At 53.4% G+C, this 22,582-nt stretch carries 13 protein-coding genes; 8 read left to right on the top strand and 5 right to left on the bottom strand.

What is annotated here, in order from left to right; genetic code table 11:
• Positions 1-50: 50 nt before the first annotated feature.
• From HQL52_04550 to HQL52_04530, 5 genes are all read right to left on the bottom strand, one after another.
• The gene (locus tag HQL52_04550; GenBank protein MBF0368709.1) at positions 51-3,815 is read right to left on the bottom strand and encodes a PAS domain S-box protein; all 3,765 of its coding nucleotides are present in this window, start codon (positions 3,813-3,815) and stop codon (positions 51-53) included.
• Positions 3,816-4,223: 408 nt separating this feature from the next.
• Positions 4,224-4,682: a type II secretion system protein gene (locus tag HQL52_04545; GenBank protein MBF0368708.1), complete on the bottom strand. Its 459-nt coding sequence runs from the start codon at positions 4,680-4,682 to the stop codon at positions 4,224-4,226.
• A 694-nt stretch (positions 4,683-5,376) separates the two neighbouring features.
• Positions 5,377-5,550, bottom strand: a complete 174-nt coding sequence (locus HQL52_04540; protein MBF0368707.1) for a DUF3012 domain-containing protein — start codon at positions 5,548-5,550, stop codon at positions 5,377-5,379.
• Between the two features lie 77 nt (positions 5,551-5,627).
• Positions 5,628-6,422 (bottom strand): hypothetical protein, encoded by a 795-nt coding sequence (locus HQL52_04535; protein MBF0368706.1) that lies wholly within the window; start codon positions 6,420-6,422, stop codon positions 5,628-5,630.
• A gap of 747 nt (positions 6,423-7,169) precedes the next feature.
• A complete protein-coding gene (locus HQL52_04530; protein ID MBF0368705.1) occupies positions 7,170-7,715 on the bottom strand; it encodes a purine-binding chemotaxis protein CheW in 546 nt (181 codons plus the stop codon).
• A gap of 467 nt (positions 7,716-8,182) precedes the next feature.
• Here HQL52_04530 and HQL52_04525 point away from each other — a divergent pair, with 467 nt between their 5' ends.
• The 8 genes from HQL52_04525 (at position 8,183) to HQL52_04490 (ending at position 22,561) form a co-directional block, all read left to right on the top strand.
• On the top strand, positions 8,183-10,504 hold the full coding sequence (locus HQL52_04525; protein MBF0368704.1) for a response regulator: 2,322 nt from the start codon (positions 8,183-8,185) through the stop codon (positions 10,502-10,504).
• A gap of 57 nt (positions 10,505-10,561) precedes the next feature.
• The gene (locus tag HQL52_04520) at positions 10,562-11,833 is read left to right on the top strand and encodes a response regulator (protein MBF0368703.1); all 1,272 of its coding nucleotides are present in this window, start codon (positions 10,562-10,564) and stop codon (positions 11,831-11,833) included.
• 31 nt (positions 11,834-11,864) lie between these two features.
• Positions 11,865-13,511, top strand: a complete 1,647-nt coding sequence (locus tag HQL52_04515) for an adenylate/guanylate cyclase domain-containing response regulator (protein MBF0368702.1) — start codon at positions 11,865-11,867, stop codon at positions 13,509-13,511.
• Between the two features lie 104 nt (positions 13,512-13,615).
• Positions 13,616-15,604, top strand: a complete 1,989-nt coding sequence (locus HQL52_04510; protein MBF0368701.1) for a methyl-accepting chemotaxis protein — start codon at positions 13,616-13,618, stop codon at positions 15,602-15,604.
• Positions 15,605-15,834: 230 nt separating this feature from the next.
• The gene (locus HQL52_04505) at positions 15,835-16,119 is read left to right on the top strand and encodes a hypothetical protein (protein ID MBF0368700.1); all 285 of its coding nucleotides are present in this window, start codon (positions 15,835-15,837) and stop codon (positions 16,117-16,119) included.
• Positions 16,120-16,609: 490 nt separating this feature from the next.
• Positions 16,610-18,409, top strand: a complete 1,800-nt coding sequence (locus HQL52_04500) for a type II and III secretion system protein (protein ID MBF0368699.1) — start codon at positions 16,610-16,612, stop codon at positions 18,407-18,409.
• A gap of 119 nt (positions 18,410-18,528) precedes the next feature.
• Positions 18,529-20,826 (top strand): tetratricopeptide repeat protein, encoded by a 2,298-nt coding sequence (locus tag HQL52_04495; GenBank protein ID MBF0368698.1) that lies wholly within the window; start codon positions 18,529-18,531, stop codon positions 20,824-20,826.
• A gap of 1 nt (position 20,827) precedes the next feature.
• On the top strand, positions 20,828-22,561 hold the full coding sequence (locus HQL52_04490; protein ID MBF0368697.1) for a type II/IV secretion system protein: 1,734 nt from the start codon (positions 20,828-20,830) through the stop codon (positions 22,559-22,561).
• Positions 22,562-22,582: the final 21 nt, after the last annotated feature.

The raw sequence follows: 22,582 nt of genomic DNA, 5'->3' as shown, positions 1-22,582 counted from the left end.
GAGGTTCCAGGAGATCCAGGAGAGGCATCCACACAGTCTGTACAATCAAGCTAAGAGGAACGCTCGATCTCTTCGGCAATTCGCTCCAGTTCCTGGATCAGGCGAAGTTTTTTAATGGGTTTGGTCAGATGACCATCACAGCCGGAGGTGAGGGTTCGATCAAGATCTTCCTTTAAGGCCTGGGCGGTCAGGGCCATGATGGTCACCGGGAGCCGCCCCTCCTGCTTTTCCCAACCCCGAATCCGGCGGGTCGCCTCATAGCCATCCAGCACCGGCATGAGCATATCCATCAAGACCAGATCAAAATCATGGCTCTTGAATTTTTTCAGAGCCTGAAGCCCATCCATGGCGGTCACAATTTTGTGGGGGGTTTTTTTGAGGAAGGCCTGGATCAGAAATAGATTGTCCTCGGAATCATCCACCAACAAAATCTTCAAACCTTCTTTGACCGTCAGGCTGGGATTCCCTCCCCTCCCCTTTACTTCGGAAACCTCCGGCGATTCCTCGACCCTGAGATCTACCTTGGGCAGGGGGACGGAGACAAAAAAGGTGCTTCCCACCCCCACAGTGCTCTCCACCCGGATATCCCCTCCCATGGCCTGGAGAAGTCGTTGGCAGATGGTAAGCCCCAACCCCGTCCCTCCAAACTGTCGGGTAGTGCTGGCATCGGCCTGGACAAAAGGGTTAAAGATGGATTCCAGGCGGTCCGGGGGAATACCGATACCGGAATCCCGCACCGAAAAATGGATCCAATCCGCCTCCCCTGCCTCGACCCGAAAGATCACCTGGCCTATGGAGGTAAATTTGATGGCATTGTTCAATAGATTCAAAAACACCTGACGCAGACGATCCCGGTCGCCACGGACGGCTTGGGGAGTTTTCGGGTCCATCTCCAAAACCAGATCGATTTCCTTATCCCGGGCAGGCCCTTTTTGGATATCCAGAGTGCCCTGCACGAGCCTTTCCAGCTCAAATTCGGTCAACACCAGGTCCAGTTGCTGAGCCTCGATTTTGGAGAGGTCCAAAATATCGTTGACCAAGGCCAACAAGGTGCCGCTTGCCCGCCTGGATGTCTCCAAAAATTGGCGCTGTTCCTGAGTGGTTTCGGTCTCCTCCAGGAGATCCCCCATACCGAGAATGGCGTTGAGGGGGGTGCGAATTTCATGACTCATATGAGCCAAAAAGAGGGTTTTGGCCCGGTTGGCGGTCTCGGCTTCCTCTTTGGAGCGAATGAGATCTTCCTGTAGTTTCCGCTGTTGGGTCACATCCCGGGACATGAGCACAAAGCCGGTCAGGTTACCCGAGCGGTCTTTAATGCCGGTCACCTGGGATTCCACCACCCGCTGCCGGCCTGCCTTTTCGTCGGTCACCGAATAGCGATAGTGACCCTCCTGGCGAACGATTTCCACGGCGCGGTCGAAGCGGGCATGGTCGACCTTTTCCCGGGTGTGGATCTCCTGGACCGTCTGACCGATGGCCTCATGAGCCGTGTAGCCGAATATTTTTTCTGCCACGGGGTTATAGTAACGAATTCGAAAATCCATATCGGTGGCGGCAATGGCCAGATCCGGGGAAGAGTGCAAAATGTTATCGATAAAGGCGGTTTTTTCGGCCAAATCCTGCTGGGCTTTTTTGCGCTCGGTGATATCAATGGCCATGCCGCACACCCCATAGGGCGTACCGGCACTATCCTTGAGAGGAAATTTCAAGGAAACATAAACCTGCTCCCCATCCCCCATCGAAACCCGCTCCTCCATCTCCATCGGCTGATCCGCCGCCAGCACGGCCTGATCGTTTTTTCTGAATTTTTCCGCCACTTCCTTTGGGAACACATCAAAATCACTTTTCCCCTGCAACCGGGCGCTGGATACGCCAAATAGTTTTTCGTGGCGGGGATTGACGAACAGAAACCGCCCATCAAGATCCTTCAAAAAGACCACCATGGGGGCGTTGTTGAGGATATCCCGCATCTGGCTTTCACTGTGCTGAAGGCGCTCATGGGCCTGGCGAATCCCCTTCTCCGCCCGGGTACGGCTGGTAATATCAGAAAAACTCCAGATCCGACCCGACAGATGATCTTCTACAATCAGCGGCTGGGAATAGCGTTCGAACACCCGACCATCTTTAAAATGGAGAATACCAGAATCACTCTCCCGGGATCGGTAAAGCTGCTGGACCTTGTTGAGAAAAACCTCCGGTTCTTGAAGCTGACCAAGGACATAGGCCAGCAGCTGTTTATCATCCCGGGTTTCGAAGAGGGTATCGGGTATCTGCCACATCTCCTTAAACCGGGGATTGGTGGTCATCACCTGCCCCTGATCATCCACAACCAGGATGCCATCCTTGGTGGAATCGATGGTCGCTCGCAGCAGCGCTTCACTCTTGTGTCGGGCGGCCTGGTCTGCCACACGCTCGGAAATATTCTGTTTGACCGCAATGAAGGCACTGATTTGACCCTCTTCATTGCGAACCGGGGTGATGGTGGCGTCTTCATGATAGAGATGACCATCCTTGTGTCTGTTGGCAAAAACACCCTGCCAGACCTCTCCTCCCTTGATGGTGTTCCAGAGCCGTGCATAAAAATCAGCATCGTGCTTTCCAGATTTCAATACTTTGGGGTTTTGACCCAAAGCCTCTTCCGGGGAAAAACCGGAATTGACCGTAAAGGCCGGGTTGACCCATTGGATTTGTCCCTCTGGATCGGTGATGACCACCGTATTGGCAGCAGCCTTGAGGGCGGCATCCTGAAGGCGCATTTCCGCTTCGGCCTGTTTGCGTTTGGAAATATCAGCAAACGTCACCACCGCCCCGCTGATTTCCCCCTCCTGCAGGATGGGATGGGAGCGATATTCAGCGGAAAAAAGGGTGCCGTCAGCTCTCTGGAAGAGATCATCCGCCACATGCACCACCTCCCCCTTGAGAAACGAAGCACACAAGGGGCAGTTCGCATCTTTCCCGCTTTGGTTTAACCCTGAAGAGGCCCTCTGGGACTCCCTGCCAGGGGTGTGAATCACAGCATGAATCTCTCGCCCCAAAAGCTCTTTGGGATTGGAATAGCCCATCATCTTGAGACAAACGGGATTGACGAAGATGCAGCGCCCTTCCAGGTCCAGCCCAAAAACACCCTCACCCGTGGACATCATGATGGCATTGAGCCGGGCCATCTCCCGGGTCAGGCGTTTTTGGTAGCGATGGAAAAGCAGCAGAGCCAGGCCGCCAAAAAGCAGGATCAATCCACCCATACCCAAGCTCAGATAACGCACCTGCCCCAGATGTTGATTCAAGTCACCTTGGAGAACGCTCCCAAGCTGATCAACATCCTTCAAAACAGCGTTAAAAATCCCATCAAAAGCCTGGCCTGCATCGGAACCGGCCCAGTTTTCAAAACCGCTGTCAAAACGATCCCGGGCTCGGGCTTCCAATACCTCCACACGGGAGAGAAGATGTCGGATGGATTGACGGAGGCGCGGTTTTTTCAGGGAAAGAACGGTTCGTTCCCTGATGACACCCCCATCCAACATGGTCCGGGCATGGGATTTGGCGTTCTCCAGATGTATCCAGATCACCTCCCTGGCCAGGGAGGGATCGTTGAGCAAAATTTCCTCAAACCACAGATGAAAGAGAGTCAACTCCTGTTTCAGCTCGGTGTTTGCTTCTACCAGGGGGGCATAACGGATGGAAATACGCCAGGAAAGAGCGGCCAAAATGAGACAAAACAGCGCCAGAACAACGATGAATGACACCACGGAACGAACGACCCATCGGTAGGGAAAGGCCTCTTTGGCTATTTCGTGGAGGGTGGAATCAGCCGACATGGTGGAGCTCCGGCATGTTGCGGATATCATAAGATCTTCGCCTGACAATATATCCTCGTCATTAGGCCGATGTCTTCTCTTTACGATAACTCGCCCCCAACTATATACAATACAGCTACAGGGAGCAGACAGGTCAGGAATAGAGGGCGATCTGCCCATGTCTGATGCAAAAGAGGTTGGCTGGCACTTCAAGTTACGAGGTTAAACGGGTGGCATGACCGGCAAAGCAAGGAGGCCTGTTCATGACTGGAAAAAGAGAACAGCTACAACAATACTCAAATGCATACAACAGCTATCGGTCATGATTGGCTTGAATGGTTCCAGCCAAAGAGTCGCTGGGAAGAGGCCGAACAACGATGCCGGAAAAATCTGTCCCTTCAGGAAAACATCCCTCCCGGCTGAAGCACTTCAGGTACCACTCACATAAAACACCTCCGTTTTGCCACTGGGGGTGTAGTTCAAAGTGCACTTCACCACCTCTCGAAACCCCACCGGTTGGGGGCTTACGCTATAATTTTTTGGCATCTCCAACTCCAGGAGCTGCTCGGCATCCACACAGTCACTCACCCGAACACAGGCCTGATTGCCAACAATACAGGCCACCAGGTTGATATAGCTGCCGGAACCCAGCCCCCCAGCCACTCCCAACAGTGCCGCCCGTTCGGCTTCATCCCGAAGATCCACAAATTTGGGGACGGCATGGGTGCTCAGGATGCCCAGCAAAACGATCACCATGGTCAGCTCAACCAGGGTAAAACCGGCACCGCGATGCCTGTTCTCAGGCTGAAGCTTTTTTCCCCTGGTGAGATCCGTTCCTGGAAAAATCCTGCCCCACAGGAAAAAACCGAGGCTTTCTTTCAACCACATGGCCATAGCTCGTCTCCATTGGAAATAGGACGAAACAACACCATCCAATCCACCCCCGGTAGGATCGAATGTTTGACGCAAACGTGGGATCACTCTTCGGTGTAAGTTCACTCCTTAGGAAAGAAGCACTATTGATGCCATCACATACCTGAAAAAACCTATAGGCCCTTTATTCCCCGGCAAAGCGAGTTATCCAAAAAACGGTCCCTGGGAGGCTGCCCTTTTCTTGAACAGAATGCCCCATCCAAACAAAAATGTGAATTCAAATATAGTGGCATCACCCTTTTAAAAGGCTATTATTGGCGCTGCCATTGAGAATGACACATTTTGATTTGTTCAGGGCCGAAGAGAACCATTTGAGCGTCAAAACGTCGGTTCGCCACGAAAAACACTGGAAACAGGGGAAAGGAACAAGGAGACGAAAGAAAAACAACAGAAAACCCTCATCTGAAATGAGGGTTATGTTTGCCTGAAGATATTGATTTATCTTGAATATATGGATTTTTCAGCGCAGAAAACCACTTTCCCGAAAAGGGTGTGTCCAGGAAAGTGTACGGCTATTCTCTACCCTCCCGCAAAGCACGAAGATCCGGGGCTGGGCAGCAGGTCACAGGCCACTCACTCACTGCCGAGTTCAAACAGGCAGCGAGGGACGGTCACTGAAAAAAGCGGGGATTGGATAAATCTGTTTGCGTTAGTAGCAGTGCTGATCAAAATGCTTGATATCATTGGCAGACATCTCTCCCTGGCTTTTGCCTTTCATATTTTCGCACCAACCGGGACTGCCGATGGGATCGGAGCAGGCACCCAGGGTGAGTGTGGCGAGAGCGAGAATGACCAGAAAGAGTGGGGAAAAACTTTTACGCATCTTTTCCTCTTCAAAACTTGAAACGAAAGATTAAACAAGCACTAATGAGGGACAGTAACCAGCAGACAGATCAGATATCAAGGCAAACGTTCAGGACCGTGACAGGCCACACAAAAACCATTGATTCCCTGCCTTAAACGCTCCGCATCAAGCCTCTTCCCCTGATCCAACTCCGCCTCCATGGATACGGTGAGACTCCGCAGCCCTGCCAACTGCTTCTGGCTCTTCAGGGGATCCAGAATGATACCGGAAGGACCGGCTCCAGGTAGCGTGGTTTGCAGCAGGTCGAGATAATAACCAGCCAGGGCCAGCTGCTGCCGTTCCTTTTCCACCCCTTCCGCACTCCCTTCATAGACCTGAATAGCCATAAAAGTTTCCGAAAGGCGGTGCATATAATCCTGGAAGAGGATTTGCCGACCCGGGGGCAGGCGAAACAGATAGTCCAGGCGTGCGTTGGAGTGACACTGGATACAGAGGTTGAAGATCTCCCCGGGGAGGCGTTCCATCTGCTCTTTGTTTTTAGCCTGGATCGCCTCCTTCAAGGCGGTCATCTTGCTGTGAAGAACCGGGAGGCGCTTTAAAAATTCCTTCCAAAAAAAAGGCCCCCCATCGGAATTGCGCGCAGGCATCAGCTCGGGCAGTTCTTCAATGGCGGCCAAGGCGTCGTCCAGCTGGATCAAGGAAATATCGTAGCGCTCCATCCCCAGACTGATCCGGGTGTGATTGTAAGCGTGAAAAATCCGGTGCATGTTGTTCTTGAAAGTGTAACTGGCTTCAGGGGCCGAAGCGGTTTCCCCCAGGGAGAGCCCAGGCTTTCCCACAAGCACCATCAGCAGAAAAAAAGCCAATGAAAATCGTCCGATCCTGTTCATCAAAAAAAGGCTCCTCTGCCAAAATCATTATCGAAAACGATACCCGAACGCCTCCCGGGAAGAGACACCCCATAACCCCGGGAAAGAGATGAAACAGCCATCCACTTAAAGGGAGCCTCCAACTCCATTGACACCCCAGCCCCCCTGAAACAGCCGCCAGCTCAAAGATACCTTTTTGACCTTCAAAACGCGACTCCTTTTCCAGGCCCCACCACTGACATCAACAACAAGACAGAGTGTCCCATGGAACAAAACGTATCGGACATTCTGCCCCAAAGCAGCTCATTTTCCCAAAGATTCATCCAATCTCCAGACTCTTGGATCAGCCACTGTTTTTTAATGGAAGACCAAGACCGACTTAACATTTATTCCTCTTATAAAACAAGGAAACTCAGACATTTTACACCGCTGACACTCCATCCTGAACACACGACGCATCAACGCTTTCCCAAGCCTGTTCCACCCCACTCAGGGAATGGCATGTCCTATACTGAAGAGTCCTATCAATATGGATGCAAAACAATACCTGTCCGACATGTCCGATGGCCTGACTGTTTCAGCTGGCAACGACAGAATTTGGTGGAAATCACGAAAAAAGGCAAAAGAGATGTGACTGGCCAAGTCAGGACATCATGAATCACAACCCAGGCCGCACTTTTTTTCAACTGGCAAACCAAGGCGGGTGGGTATCATGGCCTCCCGCTTTTTTTATCCCGACTGAAAATCAATGTTAGCCAAAAACCGGTGCTATCCGAAGTTTGGTGTGACCTGAAAATCAGAAATTTTTTGCAGGATCATTTCCACGTTCAACAGATGTACAGGCCCCTCCTGGCCGGACAACTCTCCGACGACAATTTCCTGAAGAGCCTCAGACAGGTCAGCCCCCGGGGGATGAATGGCGCTCACAGGGAGATGAATGATATCCCGCATCCCATCAATCAACACCCCGGTGCGTAGCCCGTGAGCTGAAAGCAGCAGCACCTGCCCCCGCTCTACCTTTTTTAGCGGCGTCATCCCCAAAAAATGGCGCAGATCCACCACTGACTCGACCACTCCCCGAACCTGAATCATCCCCACCACATGCTTGGGCGTACCTGGGAGATGGCTGATGGGTTGGACAGGCAAAACCTGCACGACCTGTTCGATGGGAAAAGCAAAGTGGGCTGAAGAGAGCTGCATCACCACCAGGCCCAGCTGTTTTTCCGCCACATCGATAATCTCGGCCCGTTGGCGGCGTCGGTTTATCTCCTTCGGGATCCGGTCACTGTTACCCCCCTCGACCTGCCACGACATACCCCCCTCCCCTCAGCCAAAATCCAACTCAACCTGATCCAAACGGTTCTTCATCGATGGATCACCTACGACTTTTGAAGTGTCATCATCAGCAAGGATATGCTATAAATCAATCTTTTTGAAAGCTTATCCAAGCGCCTCCCATGAGGCCAAGATTCATGGGATAAAAATGAACACCATTTCCAAATTATTTTATTTCCCCCCATAGAATAGATACCAAAAAATGACCGACCTGATTTCAACCATCCCAACACCGCGTTTTCCATGTCGTATTTCTTGAATCGCATAGCTTGAACCGTTTGGTTTAATTCGTGATTTATGGCTCGTATAGCTTGGCATGAATCCCCTGATTCGTATCATCTCATTCGTATTACCTGCAACGTACTAGATGCGACATATTTCATACTCTTGAATCGAACAGAGCCGCCCCACTCCACCCCTCACGCCTCCAACGCAGGATGCCCATTATGGCACTCAATCCGGACAAATACAGAGTACGTTTCATCGAAGAGTCCCGAGAGCACCTGGAGGCGATCAATCAAGGAATACTCGATCTCGAGGGAAATGGTGGCAACGACGACTCTCTGGATGGGGTGTTCCGGGCGGCCCACTCCATCAAAGGGTTGGCAAAAATCCTGAAATTTACCGCTGTCAGCCAAGTGGCCCACAAGCTGGAAGATCTTCTGGATGCCCTGCGCCAGGGCCACCTGAATAAAAGCGACCACCTCTTTAACCGACTTTTTCAGGGAGCCGATACCCTCACCACCCTGATCGACCGGATTGCCAAGGGCGAAAAAATTCATCCCAGGGAAGTAGCGCCCATCTGCCTTCTTCTGGAGCAGACGGCCCAGGGAGTGGTCATCTCTGAACCGCCCCCCTTACCATCCAACCTACCCTCAGCCTCTCAATCCCCACCGGCCTCCTCTCCCCCCTCCTCCTCACCATCTGCCCCAGCAGGGAGCAAGCCATCGGCATCTCCCTTCCCTGTCCCAGAGCCAAAACCCTTGCCCATCATCGCACCAGCAGCTACACCTCTTTCCGAAGAGAGCCCCCCCACCACACCTGCCACACAGCCCAACCTCTCCATCCGCATCGACCCCCAGCGCCTTGATGATATGATCCTTCTCGCTGGGGGAATCGGATTTCATCAGACGGGATACAAGAATGCTCTCACCCGACTGAAGCAGCTCCGCCGCCAAAGCCGCCAACATCAGGAGCAGGCCAGCTTTATCGCCCTCAACCCGGCAGCCGACAACACCACGGCACTGGAAAGTTTGGCCGAATCCGCCACCGATTTGCATCGGCAGATCCAACAATTCACTCAAACCTTCCGGGAAAAAACCGCCCTGCTGGAAAGCATGACCCACAAGCTCCAGGCCCAGGCTCTGGAGATGCGCATGCAGCCTCTCTCCACCCTTTTCGACCCCCTGCGCCGCACCGTTCGGGATATCGCCCAGGGGTGTGGCAAATCGGTCCGATTGCGGGTGGAGGGGGGCGAAACCGAAATGGATAAAAAGATTATCGAAAAAATCGGCGATCCCCTGACCCACATGATCCGCAACGCCATCGATCATGGTCTGGAACCTCCTGCTGAAAGAGTCCAGTCGGGCAAGCCGGAAAAAGGCTCCATTGATCTGGCCGCTTTTTTTGAGGAAGGGGGCGTCAAGATCGAGCTTTCCGACGATGGCCGGGGCATCCCTCTGGAAAAGGTCAAAGCCAAGGCCCTGGAAAAAAATCTGGTCACCCGGGAGGAGCTGGAAACCTGGTCCGAAGAGCAGATCCTCAACCTCATTTTTCAACCGGGATTTTCCACCAGCGCCATTCTCACCGACCTCTCTGGCCGGGGGGTGGGGATGGATGTGGTCTGGAAAAACATCGTCATACAGATGCAGGGCCACATCCAGGTTACCAGTCAAGTCGGCAAAGGCACCCGGTTTGTCATGACCCTCCCGGCCACCCTGGCTGCCATGCGGGTCATGTTGGTCCGCATTGCCGATCTTGTTTTTGGGCTGCCGATGTTTTCCCTCTCCGAAGCGGTCCGCCTGCCCCGCTCCCAGGTGATGGATGTGCTGGATGGCCAGGGCATTCGGGTGCGGGAGCAGTTGATCACCCTGGTCTCTCTGGCCCAACTCATGGGGCTTGAGGCCCCTGCCCTCTCTAAGGAATCAGACCAGCTGCTGGTGGTGATTGTGGACTACGATGGTCGACGCTTCGGCTTGATTGTCGATGAACTCCTGGATGAAGGAGATCATGTTATCAAACCCCTCCCTCCCCTGCTCAAGGACAATCAATGGGTTTCCGGGGTGATTGAAACCGACTTGCTGCCCCAACGGCTCATCAACGTGCTGCGCTTGCGAACCATCCTGGGCGCGATAGAGGCAGACCGCTCAAAAAGCCTCCAAACCCGGGAAAAAACCGGTCAGGGCAAACGCATTTTGGTGGTAGATGACTCCCCCAGCACCCGGGAGATCGAACGGGGCATTCTGCTCGCTGACGGCTTTCAGGTGGATCTGGCTGAAGATGGTCGAGTGGCCTTGGAAAAGATCGCCCAAGCCCCCTACGATCTGGTAGTCACCGATGTGGAGATGCCTGTCATGGATGGATTTTCCCTGACCGAGCATCTGCGTTGCCACCACACTCCCCAAGAGCTACCCGTGGTCATCGTCTCCTCACGCGCCCAGGAATCGGACAGACGCCGGGGTATCGCCGCTGGGGCCAACGCCTATATCGTCAAAGGCACCTTCGACCAATCCAACCTGCTGGCTACCGTACGCCATCTGGTCAATTGAGCGGACTTTTAAGGGAAAACGACTCATCCACTCCCCCCTTACAGCCGATTAGAGGCCATGAACCCAACGCCACAGACCCATCCACCAGCTGAAATAAACCCCATTCTGATCGTCGATGATCAATGGATCGTTCGGGATATGGTGGGGGATATTCTTTCAGATGCGGGTTTCCCGGTGGCAACAGCCGAGGATGGTGTCGAGGCCTGGGAGCTGTTTCAATCCCGAGAGGGCAAGTTTGCGCTGATCATTTCCGACATCAACATGCCCCGCATGGGTGGTCTGGAGTTGATCGAAAAAATTCGCGCCATCGATCCACACATTCCCTTGATTGTGCTCACCTCCAGCAACGAAATGTCGGTGGCCATCGAAGCCATCAACCACGGGGCCAGCGACTATCTGCTCAAAGATGAAAACATGGGGGATCTGGTTCTGCTCTCAGTACAAAAGATGCAGAAAATGTTTCGGATGGGGGTTGAAAACCGGGAACTCCTGAAAAAGCTGTCCACTCGAAACAGCGACCTGGAAAAGGCTCTCCATCAGGTACAAACCACCCACGAAGCACTCAAAGCGAGTCAGGATCAGCTCATCCAGGCAGAAAAAATGGCCTCCCTGGGACGCCTGGTGGCCGGGGTCGCCCACGAAGTCAACACCCCCATCGGCATCGGCCTGACGGCGGCTACGTTGCTGGCGGCCAAAACCCGGGAGATCTCCCAGGCACTCCAGGGCCGCACCATGAAAAAATCGGACCTGGAAAAATATCTACTCAAAACCGCTGAAAATGCCCATCTGCTCCAAAGCAATCTGACCCGCACCGCTGAACTGGTCCAAAGCTTTAAGATGGTCGCTGCTGACCGAAGCAGTCGGGAGCGCAGGGTATTTGTAGTCAAAAGCTATCTGGAGGAGCTCCTTTTCAGTCTCAGACCCCATCTGGAAAAAACCCCTCATCAGATCAAGATCAGCTGTCCGGAAAGCCTCACCCTGGACAACTATCCCGGCGTGTTTGCCCAGATTGTGACCAACTTGATCATGAACGCCTTGATCCACGCCTTTGACGAAGGCATGGCCGGCCAGATCGAGATTGAAATCTACTCCCGGGAAGAACAATTAGTCCTCTCTTTCCGGGATAACGGCAAAGGGATTCCCCCCAAACAGCTGGGCCGTATTTTTGATCCTTTTTTCACCACTCGCCGCAACGCCGGAGGGACTGGTCTGGGGCTGCATGTGGTATATAACCTGGTTCAGCAAACATTGGGTGGTCAAATCACCTGCGAGAGCGAACCGGGAAAAGGCTCCACCTTCGAGATAACCCTTCCCAGGCAAAGCCTATGATGGGATATCGACCTCTTGAAAGAAATGGCTGATGGCTCCTATCCATCCAAATCAAAATTCAGCTATCCCCCAAGAGCAGCCCCGGGATCATCTGACGGCTATCGATAAAAGAGCCTCTCTTTCTACCAATCAGGAAGTGAAGCCTCTTTTGGACGGCATATCCGATCTGACTTCCAGCACCATGGCTGCTCTGATTCCAGAAAAATCAACAGGCATTGCCAACAACGGAACAGCCCCCCTCTTTGTTCAGGTGGAAGAAGATTTTTTTGCCGAAGAGGAGGAAGAGGATACCCTCAACACGGTGCCCGATAACCACTGGAAGGTGTTGGTGGTGGATGACGAGGAAGAGATCCACACCATCACCAAACTCGCCCTGGAAGATCTGGTTTTCGACAATCGCCCCATCGCCTTCCAAAAAGCCTATTCCGGAGCCCAGGCCAAACAGATCATGGGGGAAAATCCCGATATCTGCCTGGTCCTGCTGGATGTGGTCATGGAAGAGGATCATGCCGGTTTGTCCGTGGTGGAATATATCCGGGAGGAGCTGGACAACTATCTGGTCCGCATCATCCTGCGCACGGGACAGCCAGGCATGGCTCCGGAACCGGAAGTGGTGGTGAAATACCATATCAACGACTACAAATCCAAAGCTGAACTCACCTACGAAAAACTCTACACCTCGGTCCTCACCGCCCTGCGCTCCTACAACGACATGATCTCTCTGCAAAAGGCCAATCAAAGTTTGGCGGTGGAGATGCAGCAGCACAAGCAGGCCTGTGAACTCATCGAAAAAAAGAACGTCGCCTTTAAAAAATTTATCCCGGCAGAATTTTTGGATCGCTTAGGGCGGGATGGGGTCGAAGAGGTGATCCTGGGGGACTCTTCCAACGAAAACGTCGCGGTCTTTTTTGCCGACATCCGGGATTTTACCAGCCTCATGGAAGACATGACCTATGAGGAAAATTTCCGTTTTTTAAACGGTTATCTCAAGTTTATCGGCCCCATCGTCACTGAACACCACGGCTTCATCGATAAATATATCGGTGACTCCATCATGGCGCTTTTCGCCAGCCGCAAGAGCAATGTGGTCCGCAACGCCATCGGGGCCGCCATCGACATGCAATCCATCCTGCACACCTATAACGGCTATCGGAAAAAATGCAGCTATCGGGCGATCTCCACCGGTATCGGCATCCATACCGGCTCCGTCTCACTGGGCACTGTGGGCTTCGAAGATCGCATGGATACAACGGTGGTGGGGGATACGGTCAACCTGGCCTCGCGGATGGAAGGGCTCACCAAAAAATATGGCCTGGATATCGCCATACCGGAATCCGACCTCCTGAAACTGAAAAACCCCCACGACTTTGATGTACGCATTGTCGATACGGTCCGGGTGGTGGGGCGGAAAAATCCAGTCACCATCTGTGAAATCTTCAACCATCAGGCTCAACCCCGACGGGAGGCCAAACTGGCCACCATGGGGCGCTATCGGGACGGCTGGGAGGCGTACCGGCAAGGCCATTGGACGGATGCCATTCGCCTGTTCCGGGAGGTCCAGGAAAAGGTTCAAGAAGACCGGGCGCTGGCCATTCTCGTGGAACGCTGTGAAAAATTTCAGCAGCGCCCCCCCCCGGAACCTTGGGAAGGTATCATCGTGTTGAATCGCAAAAAATAGTGGGCGAACTCACCGGATTGATCGGGATTCACCGGGTTGGTCAAGAGGCCCGGGGTACCAGGGGCAAAGGTTGCACGCAACCGAACAGCAGGGAGGATGGACAAGTGACTCTACAGGCGAAATTGATGATGAGCTTCGCCGCTGTGACCCTGCTGGTCTTTGTCGCGGGGGTGCCGGGGATGAAAATGGTCGGGGATACCTCCGACCTCGCTCACCGGGTCATTGACCGGCTACTCCCCATCAAAGAGCGCGCCAACAACGCCCTGCTGGCACTCACCACCCTCACCATAGAGAGCCAAAACTATCTGGCCAAAACCAACAACCTGGACGATATCCGAAAAAAAATCGATCAACAGCGCGATCTGTTTGATCGTTTCATCCAGATCAAATCAATCATCGGGATCGGCAACACCTCCCGGCTACTGGAAGAAAACAACCTCCTCATCGCCACTTTCAATGCCGCTGTGGAGTCTCTTCTGGCCGCCCACGACCGCCAGGCGGCACTCTCCTTCTCCTTACGCGGCAGAGCTTATCATATCCCCTCTTTTCTGGATCATCTGCGCCAACAACTGCACCAGTGGCAGCAGGTGTTTTTGTTGACCCTCCACGAAAAGGCCCCTTTCGAAGGGGATTGGGAGGCCTCGGCCAGTGATTTTGGTCTCTGGTATCCCGGATTCAAAACCGACGATAAAACCCTGGCCCGGCTGCTACAGGAGTATGCAGCCGTCAACGCCACTCTGCACCGGATGGCCCAGGCGTTTGCCAAAAGCGCTCCCGATGATCGACGCGCCATATACCATACCCTACGGCAAGAACAGTTTGTCCTGGCGGAACGACTCCTGGATCAAATGCAGAACCATATCGTGCCTGTTTTCGAGGAAGCTCAGGGAGAGGAACGCGCGGGCCTTGAGACGTTGGCCAAAACAGGTGCCAAAATCAGGTCCAATCTGGAAAATCTGCAAAATGTCATCGACCAGGAAATCAAACGCAACCTCACCCTGTTGGATGAGCGGGAAGCGCTGGCCAAAAGTGTCACCCTGTGGACTTCGGCGCTCTCGGTGGTGGTGGCCTTTTTTCTCAGTCTGCTGTTGACCAGCCTGATCAAACGCTCCATCCAGAATACGGTCCAGATGGCGGTGCGGCTGGCTGACCGGGATCTCACCATCGAAATCAAGCCCGGTGGCCGGGATGAAATTGGCCAGCTCAAAAGCGCCATGGGCAAGATGGTGGATCAGTTCAAGGAAATTATCGGCATGGTGGCCAAAACCTCCGAGCGGATCACCAACACCAGTGACGACATCACCGCTTCGGTAGACCGGGAGGTGGTGACCGCCACCGATCAATCCGCCTCAGTGGTGGCCATCACCTCCTCTATGGAACAGCTGTCAAAAACCTCCACCCTGATTGCCAATCATGCCGCTTCGGTGTTGACCATTGCCACCAATACCCTGCAATTGACCGAAGATGGCCAGGGGGAGGTGCAAACCCTCATCCGCAAGATGGATGAAATCCAACAAAACAATAAACACTCCATTCATGTCATCATTCAACTGGGCCGCAAATCCCAGGAGATCACCAAGGTGATGGAGATCATCAACAATATTGCCGACCAGACCAAATTGATCGCCTTCAACGCCGCCATCGAATCTTCCCGGGCTGGAAAAGCGGGCAGCAGCTTTTCAGTGGTGGCTGAAGAGATCCGTCGACTGGCCGACAACGTCACCGAGTCCATCGACGAAACCCGGACCACCATTCAGGACATTCAGGAGGTGGTCAACAATCTGGTGGACGATGCCAAGAATAGCGCCGACACCATCGAAGAGGGCAAAAAATTGACAGGCCGTACGGCCAATGTTTTTTCAGATATCGTCCAGGGGAGTCGATCCACCACCCAGGCGATGTCCCAAATATCCCTCTCCACGGAACAGCAAAAGACCGCCTCGGATCAAATCGTCCACGCCCTCCATGAAATTGAAACCGGCTCCACCCAGATTTCCGATTCCATCCAGCAAACCCGGACCAACTGCCAAAGCCTCCAGGATCTTTCCAACCAATTGAAAGATCAGGTGAGCAAATTTCGATTGAAGGAGTGAGAGATCAAGCCAACGGGATGGTTTGATCGATTTGGTTCATACTGTTGATATCGTGTTATTTTATTGCGCCATAAAGTCAGGAGTGGGGTCGGGAAGCAGTACACACTTTGCAAACCAAACACGCCATCAGGACCACAAAAACAGAGTCCCAAGCTCCCAGATCCCCAAAGCACACCAACAAAAAACAGATATTTTCTGACTGTGCCATACTGTAAAACAAGATTCAGCAAATGAACACTATAAGGAGCATTTTTTACTGTCAAACCATCAAATTGATCGTTCAGTTTCAGGTTAATCCAGCCCAAGCCATTGGCCAAATGATGAGAGCCGTGGCAAAAAAAGTTTGTTTCAGAGCAGGGGGGATCAGAAAATTACCGGAAAAACAAACTTTTTCCCTACTATTTTTGTGTCTTGATCAAAAATGGGAGACCACAGGCGACACGAAGAAAAATCAATTTTTTTTTGCCTTTTCTGAAAAAAAAAGCCTAGAATGCGTGGTGAATATGCAGCACTAATTTCATTTATCCAAAGATAAATATAGAATCAAGAAGATAGAGCGCAAAAATGGGTGCTATTTTTTTTTGTTATTCTGGCTTGTTCCAGCTACTGAAACCTGACCCACTTCCGTCACCACAGCCAGAACCGGATCACCCCAGCTGACATCCTATTGGGAGAAGCCTCTTTCACAATTTGGAGGCGGGGAGCCATACAGATCCATCAGGTCACCTGATGGCCGCCCCATTGTTTAACTGTCAGGCGTGTGAATGTTTGGACCAAATGTTGCATAGAACTCCCTTCAGCCGAACGCATATCGGTTAAAAAAGTGGGGTTGCCTGCCACATATGAACACTGTTGCGGCAACAAATGCCGGTTAGGGGGCTTCTGGCTTCCTGAAGGAGATGTGACCGATCCCAACATGGGGATCCAGAGCACCTCTTCTTATTTTAAGCAGATGCAATATATAGCGATTTGGGAAGGGCGCTCCTCCAAATGGGGCGAAAAAAAATGAGCCGTTTCGTCTTGTTTCTTGTTCTGGGATTGACTGTCGCTGCCTGTCAGCAAATCCCTTCCGCCCCGCATACCACACCGTCGGAGCATCATCTCAAGTCCAGCACTACCGTCAAGGAAGCTGGCACCCAACCCCCTGCCCATGTGGCCGTGACCCCCATCCTGCCGCCGCCTCAACTGGAAAGTGGGCCGGAGCGCTACACGGTGGTGGTGCATAATGTACCGGTTCGGGAGCTGCTCTTCACTCTGGCCCGGGATGCCCACATCAATGTGGATATCCACCCGGCCATTGATGGCGATGTCACCCTGAACGCCCTGGAACAGACCCTGCCACAAATTCTCGAACGCATCTCCAATCAAGTGGACCTACGCTACGAGCTGTCTGGCAACAACCTGATGATCCTGCCCGACCTGCCCTTTTGGCGCACCTATCAGATCGACTATCTCAATCTGACCCGTACGGCTACTTCTACCATCAGTGTCGAAGGGGATATCGGGGACAGCGGTGATACGGGGGGCAACTCCAGGGGCACCATCACCAACACCATGAGCAATGATTTTTGGGAGCCGCTGATTGAGGGTATTGAAAATATCATTGAAGTAGAGGAAAACATGCGGGAGTGGCTGGAAACCCGCTCCCAGTCCCTTGCCAAATTGATCGAACCGGTCGTGCTGCCTGAAACAACAGCAGGCGCCATGACCTATAAAACTGGCGAGACAGATTCCACGAAAAAAGCCTCCACCGAAACCAAAGAAGAACAAACACGGGTGGAGGTGATCTCCCAATTTTCCCCGGTCATCGCCCATGAGGCCAGTGGCGTCATATCCGTTTATTGTTCTGAAAAACAACACGAAAAAGTCGAAGCCTTTGTCCATCAGGTCGTGGGCAGCGCCCAAAAACAGGTGTTGATCGAAGCCACGGTGGTTGAAGTCACCCTTTCCCGGGATTTTGAGACGGGTGTGGATTGGCAACGGGTGATGGACGGCAATACCGGCACCACTGTCAGCTCAGGCATGATGGGGGGCAACTTGACCAGTGACCCGGTCTTTTCCCTGGTCTACACCGCATCCACTGCTGGTGGCCACTTTATTGAGGCCGAACTGAAGGCTTTGGAACAATTCGGCGATGTTCGGGTTCTCTCAAGTCCCAAGATCATGGCGCTGAACAACCAGGCAGCGGTCCTCAAAATTGTCGACCAAAGAGTCTACTTCAATGTTGAAATTGAAGAAGAAACAAATGATGAGACCAACGTAACCACCAAGACCACCACCATCGAAAGCAATACCGTTCCCGTAGGGCTGGTGATGATCGTCATGCCTCAGATCAGCGCCAACGATATCATCACCCTGGACATCCGTCCCTCCCTCACCCGCCTGCTTGGTTATGCAGATGCGCCAACCGTGGATGGCGTGGATGTGGACTACCAGGTTCCGGAAATTCAGGTTCGGGAGATGGAGACCATCCTGCGAGTAGCTGACAATCAAATGATCATCATGGGTGGTCTGATGAACGACGAAGTCAGTGAAGACAACAGCAATGTACCCATTTTGGGAGACCTTCCGGTTCTGGGTGAACTGTTCAGCTACGATAAACGCTCCGTGCAAAAAACCGAAATGGCCATCTTTTTAAGGCCGACCGTGACTACCCCCTCTGGTGGAAAGAGACAGGTCAAGGTTTTTGACGGGCTGCTCGACAAATTCACTGAAACCCGGGAACATCCCGTGACTTTTCCTTCAATCAACATTGGCGACTGGAAAAGCATGGAGAGCCCAGCGACCCAAACCGGCAATCCGTAAGAGGGATGAGCATGATCCCTCGCAGCCCCTGTTCCGTGACCGGCAGGCCCATATTTAACCTTGATCCAACCGTTGGGGATTCCCGATTGGTGGGTCAAGGGGGGCGGAGAATTTGATCCATGAGTATTTTGCTGGAAGCCCTGGAAAAATCGGAAGAGGAGAGGAGCAAACGGGAATCTGCCGATCAGGTAGATGTCACTGAAGCCCCGTCCCCCTTTGACGACAACGCTCAATCCGGTCCCGAAGCCACTGGATCGATTGGCGATCTTCTTTTTTCCGAAGCCCATGACGCCCCTCCTCCCTCTGATGAGGTACCGGGGACGGATTTTGGAGCACTGGAGGATAGCTCTGACACTTCGACTCTCACTGCGGCGAGCGACGGGACGACGTCGGATATTTTTCAAGGACTTGATCTGGCCCTGACTCCCAGTGATGCGGGTGGCCTGCTTTCTGATTCTGACAGGGATCTCACAGGAAGAGAGTCGGAAGCTGTGAGTCCAGCCTTGATTTTTGAAGAAAATCCAGCACTCTCCCTGGCCCCTGCCGACAGCCTGCTGACAGAAGAAAGTTCCACTGAGCCCTATTCCGAACCCCCGTCCGAACTCTCTGAAAGCCCAAGCCCAGCCGAATCAGAGAGCGCCTTGGAGCCTGATCTGGAGATCACCGAACCAGAGGCCGATCCCCACCTTACAGCTCCGAGCTGGGACACCTTTTCCGATTCGGAAACCGGCACCCTTGATTCCCCCGATTCCGAAGCCCCTGTAGAGGCCTTTCCCAGCTTCGAACCAGCAACCTCCGATGAGGAAACCGAATCTCCGTTTCCGACACTGGATGCAGAGATCACCTCGCCGGACGAGGAAAGTTCCACTGCGTTTCAAGTGGACACACCCCAATTCGAACCGTTTTCACCAGATCCGGGTCCATCTACAGAGGCAGCTGAACCCGATTTTTCGGTCACATCCGATACAACACAACCCGACTCCGAAATGGGTGATCGTGAGGCCCCCTCCTCCAGCACCCTGTCGGAACCGAACAGTGACACCCGGGACACCTCCTCCCATCAAACCGATGAGACCATCCCGGATGATCAACAGGGGAACACAACGGAGCAAATTGATTCGGACGATGTCGTCTCACCCGACCTCCAAACCACCGCCTCCGATCTCCTGACCGATCTGCCGGATCCCACGCCCCAAAAGACTCTCAGGGACTATTCCGGGGGATTTCAGGCCAAAGCGCCGACACGCTGGGGTCGCTGGCTGACCGCCAGTGTCGTGCTTGCCGGTCTTGGTGGCGGAGGATATTACCTGATGGAAACCCCCCAAGGGGCCAAACAGCGCCACGCTGCCAACCAACAGGTCCAAAGCATTGCCTCCATACAGATGCCGGATCTGTCAGGCTTTTTCAGCTTTAACGGGCTTGCTCCGGAAACGCTGGCACTCCTGCCCAAGGAGTTGCAGTTTGATTTTCTCAAGCCGCCACCTCGCAAGAGAAAGCCCAGAAAGAATCGGGAAAAGACTCAAGCGGTCAAGCAGTTGGAACCCAAAACCCAGACAGTGGAAACCTTCTATATCGACCCCACCGGCAGCGCCTCCACGCCTGTTACGGCTCAAGCATCCGACTCACAGGAAGGTATGGCGGATAACACCTTGGCTGCCAGCATACCAAGCGCCGAAATATCCACTGCTGCGCCCACACTGGCAGATGGAGCCAGAATGGTAGTCGCTGGCGAAGAAGTGCCGCCACCGGATGAAATCGGCAGTGTTGCGATCTATGACGGCTACTCACGTATTGTCCGGCACGCTCCCAAGGCGGACTACTTTAAAATATTGACCGAGGCCCACTCTGCCTGGACCCGGGGAGAGTTGACCCGAGCCAACACCCTTTATGATCAGGTTTTGGCCCAGAAGCCCAACAATCGGGATGCCCTGCTTGGAAAGGCGGCTCTCGCCGTCCATTTTGGCAAGTATGATATCGCCCGGGCCTATTATGTCGGCATTTTGGACTTGATTCCCGGTGATCACATTGCCCTGGCGGGACTTGCCAGCCTGCCCGGCGAATCCACCAACAGAGAAGTACAAATCCGCCACCGCCTGCGGGGAAATCCCGACTCACCCCATCTTAATTTTATCCTGGGATCGATGTTGGCCTCCCGTTCCCAGTGGCATGAAGCGCAACAGCACTTTTTCAAGGCCTATTCCGGCCATCCCGACCAGGCGGATTATGCCTTTAATCTGGCGGTCAGCCTGGAGCAGATGGACCAGATAACAGCAGCACAACACTATTACGAAATCGCCTTGGAAAAAGCCGAACTGCTTGGCAGTGGCTTTGATACCCAGGCGCTTCGGACCCATCTTTCCATTCTGGCGAGGCCGTCCGGTTCGGACCCTTCGACACATTCCGGGGACGGGAGCTGACATGGCAGGCCCATCAAAAGGTCAAGCGGCGACCAAAGGCAAAGAAAAACCCAAGGTGATGTTGGGGGAACTCCTGGTCCAAAAGGGTGTTCTCACCCAGGACCAGCTGCGCATTGCCCTCACAGAACAGAAAAAACAGAACGCTCCCCTGGGGCAGATTCTGGTCAAGCTTGGATTTCTCACTGAAGGTTCCATGCGGGATCTCCTGGGAGAATCCATCGGCCAGGAGTCGGTGGATCTGACCACCATCATGGTCGATGGGGAAGCGATCAAGCTGATCCCCAAGGATTTTGCCAAGCGCGCCAACATGTTCCCGGTCTCCTACGAATCCGAGACCAAACGCCTGACCGTGGCCATGTCCAACACCTACGATGTGGTGGCTCTGGACAAGCTGCGGTCGTTGCTCGGGGAAGATGTCGATATCCAGGTCAAGCTGGGTGGTGCTGCAGAAATCGACAACGCCATCAGCCAATATTTTGGCTTTGAATTTTCCATCGACGGTATTCTCCGGGAGATCGAGTCCGGGGAGGTGGACCCTGAAGCCACCACAGATGCCGAAGAGTACAGCCAACCCCTGGTGCGACTGGTGGATGCCCTGATGGCAGACGCTGTCAAAAAAGGGGCTTCGGATATCCATATCGAGCCGGAAGAGACCTTTTTGAGTGTCCGGCTGCGGGTTGACGGGGTGTTGCGTCAGGTTCTTTCCCTGCACAAACAGTATCAATCACCGATCATTGTGCGCGTCAAGGTGCTGGCTGGGCTCAATATCGCCGAAAACCGCGTCCCTCAGGACGGTCACATCTCCCGGCAGCTCTTTGGCCGTAACATCGACTTTCGCGTCTCCAGCATGGCTACCCACCATGGGGAAAACCTGGTACTCCGGATCCTGGATCGAACCAAGGGGATCGTGCCCTTGACCTCTCTGGGTTTCAGTGATGAACAGGTGTCGGCCTTGAAGCTGATGATGGCCCGACCCGAAGGGATCATCCTGGTTACCGGCCCCACCGGCTCGGGTAAGACCACCACTCTTTACTCGATGCTTGATTTTATCAACGACGTATCGGTCAACATCATGACCCTGGAGGATCCGGTCGAATATCCCATGCCCCAGATTCGCCAATCCTCGGTCAATCCCTCCAGTAAAATGGGCTTTGCCGATGGTATTCGGGCCATGCTGCGCCAGGATCCGGATATTATGCTGGTGGGTGAAATTCGTGACCAGGAAACCGCAGAAATGGCCCTTCGGGCAGCCATGACCGGTCATCAGGTCTACTCAACGGTACACACCAACTCCGCCATGCAGGCCATTACCCGTCTTCGAGATATTGGGGTGCCGTCAGATATTTTGGCGGGCAACATTATCGGTGTGGTAGGACAACGGCTGATCCGTCTGCTCTGCAAAAGCTGCCGCAAGGCGTATAATCCAGGAGGGGTAGAGGTTCGTCTCTTGCGCTCCCTGGGCGTGGTCGCCAAAGGCCCCATCTATCGTCATGTGGGGTGTAAAGCGTGTGAAGGCACGGGGTACAAAGGGCGCATGGCCTTGATTGAAACCATCAAGATTGATCCTGAAATGGACGCCCTGATCGCCACCAATGCCCCTTACCATGAATTACGTGCCCACGCCAAAAAAATAGGTTTCAAACCCTTGGCAGTGCGGGGAATTCACCGAGTTCTCGAAGGGATCACCACCCTGGCGGAAATCAGCCGGGTAGCGGATTTGACTGAAGGATTTTAACCCGAAGCCTGCTTGAAGACC

The sequence above is a fragment of the Magnetococcales bacterium genome, from assembly GCA_015232395.1.
Taxonomy (GTDB): Bacteria; Pseudomonadota; Magnetococcia; order Magnetococcales; family JADFZT01; genus JADFZT01.
The sequence above is the reverse complement of the archived record's forward strand: the minus strand, read 5'-3'. Positions and strand labels throughout refer to the sequence as shown.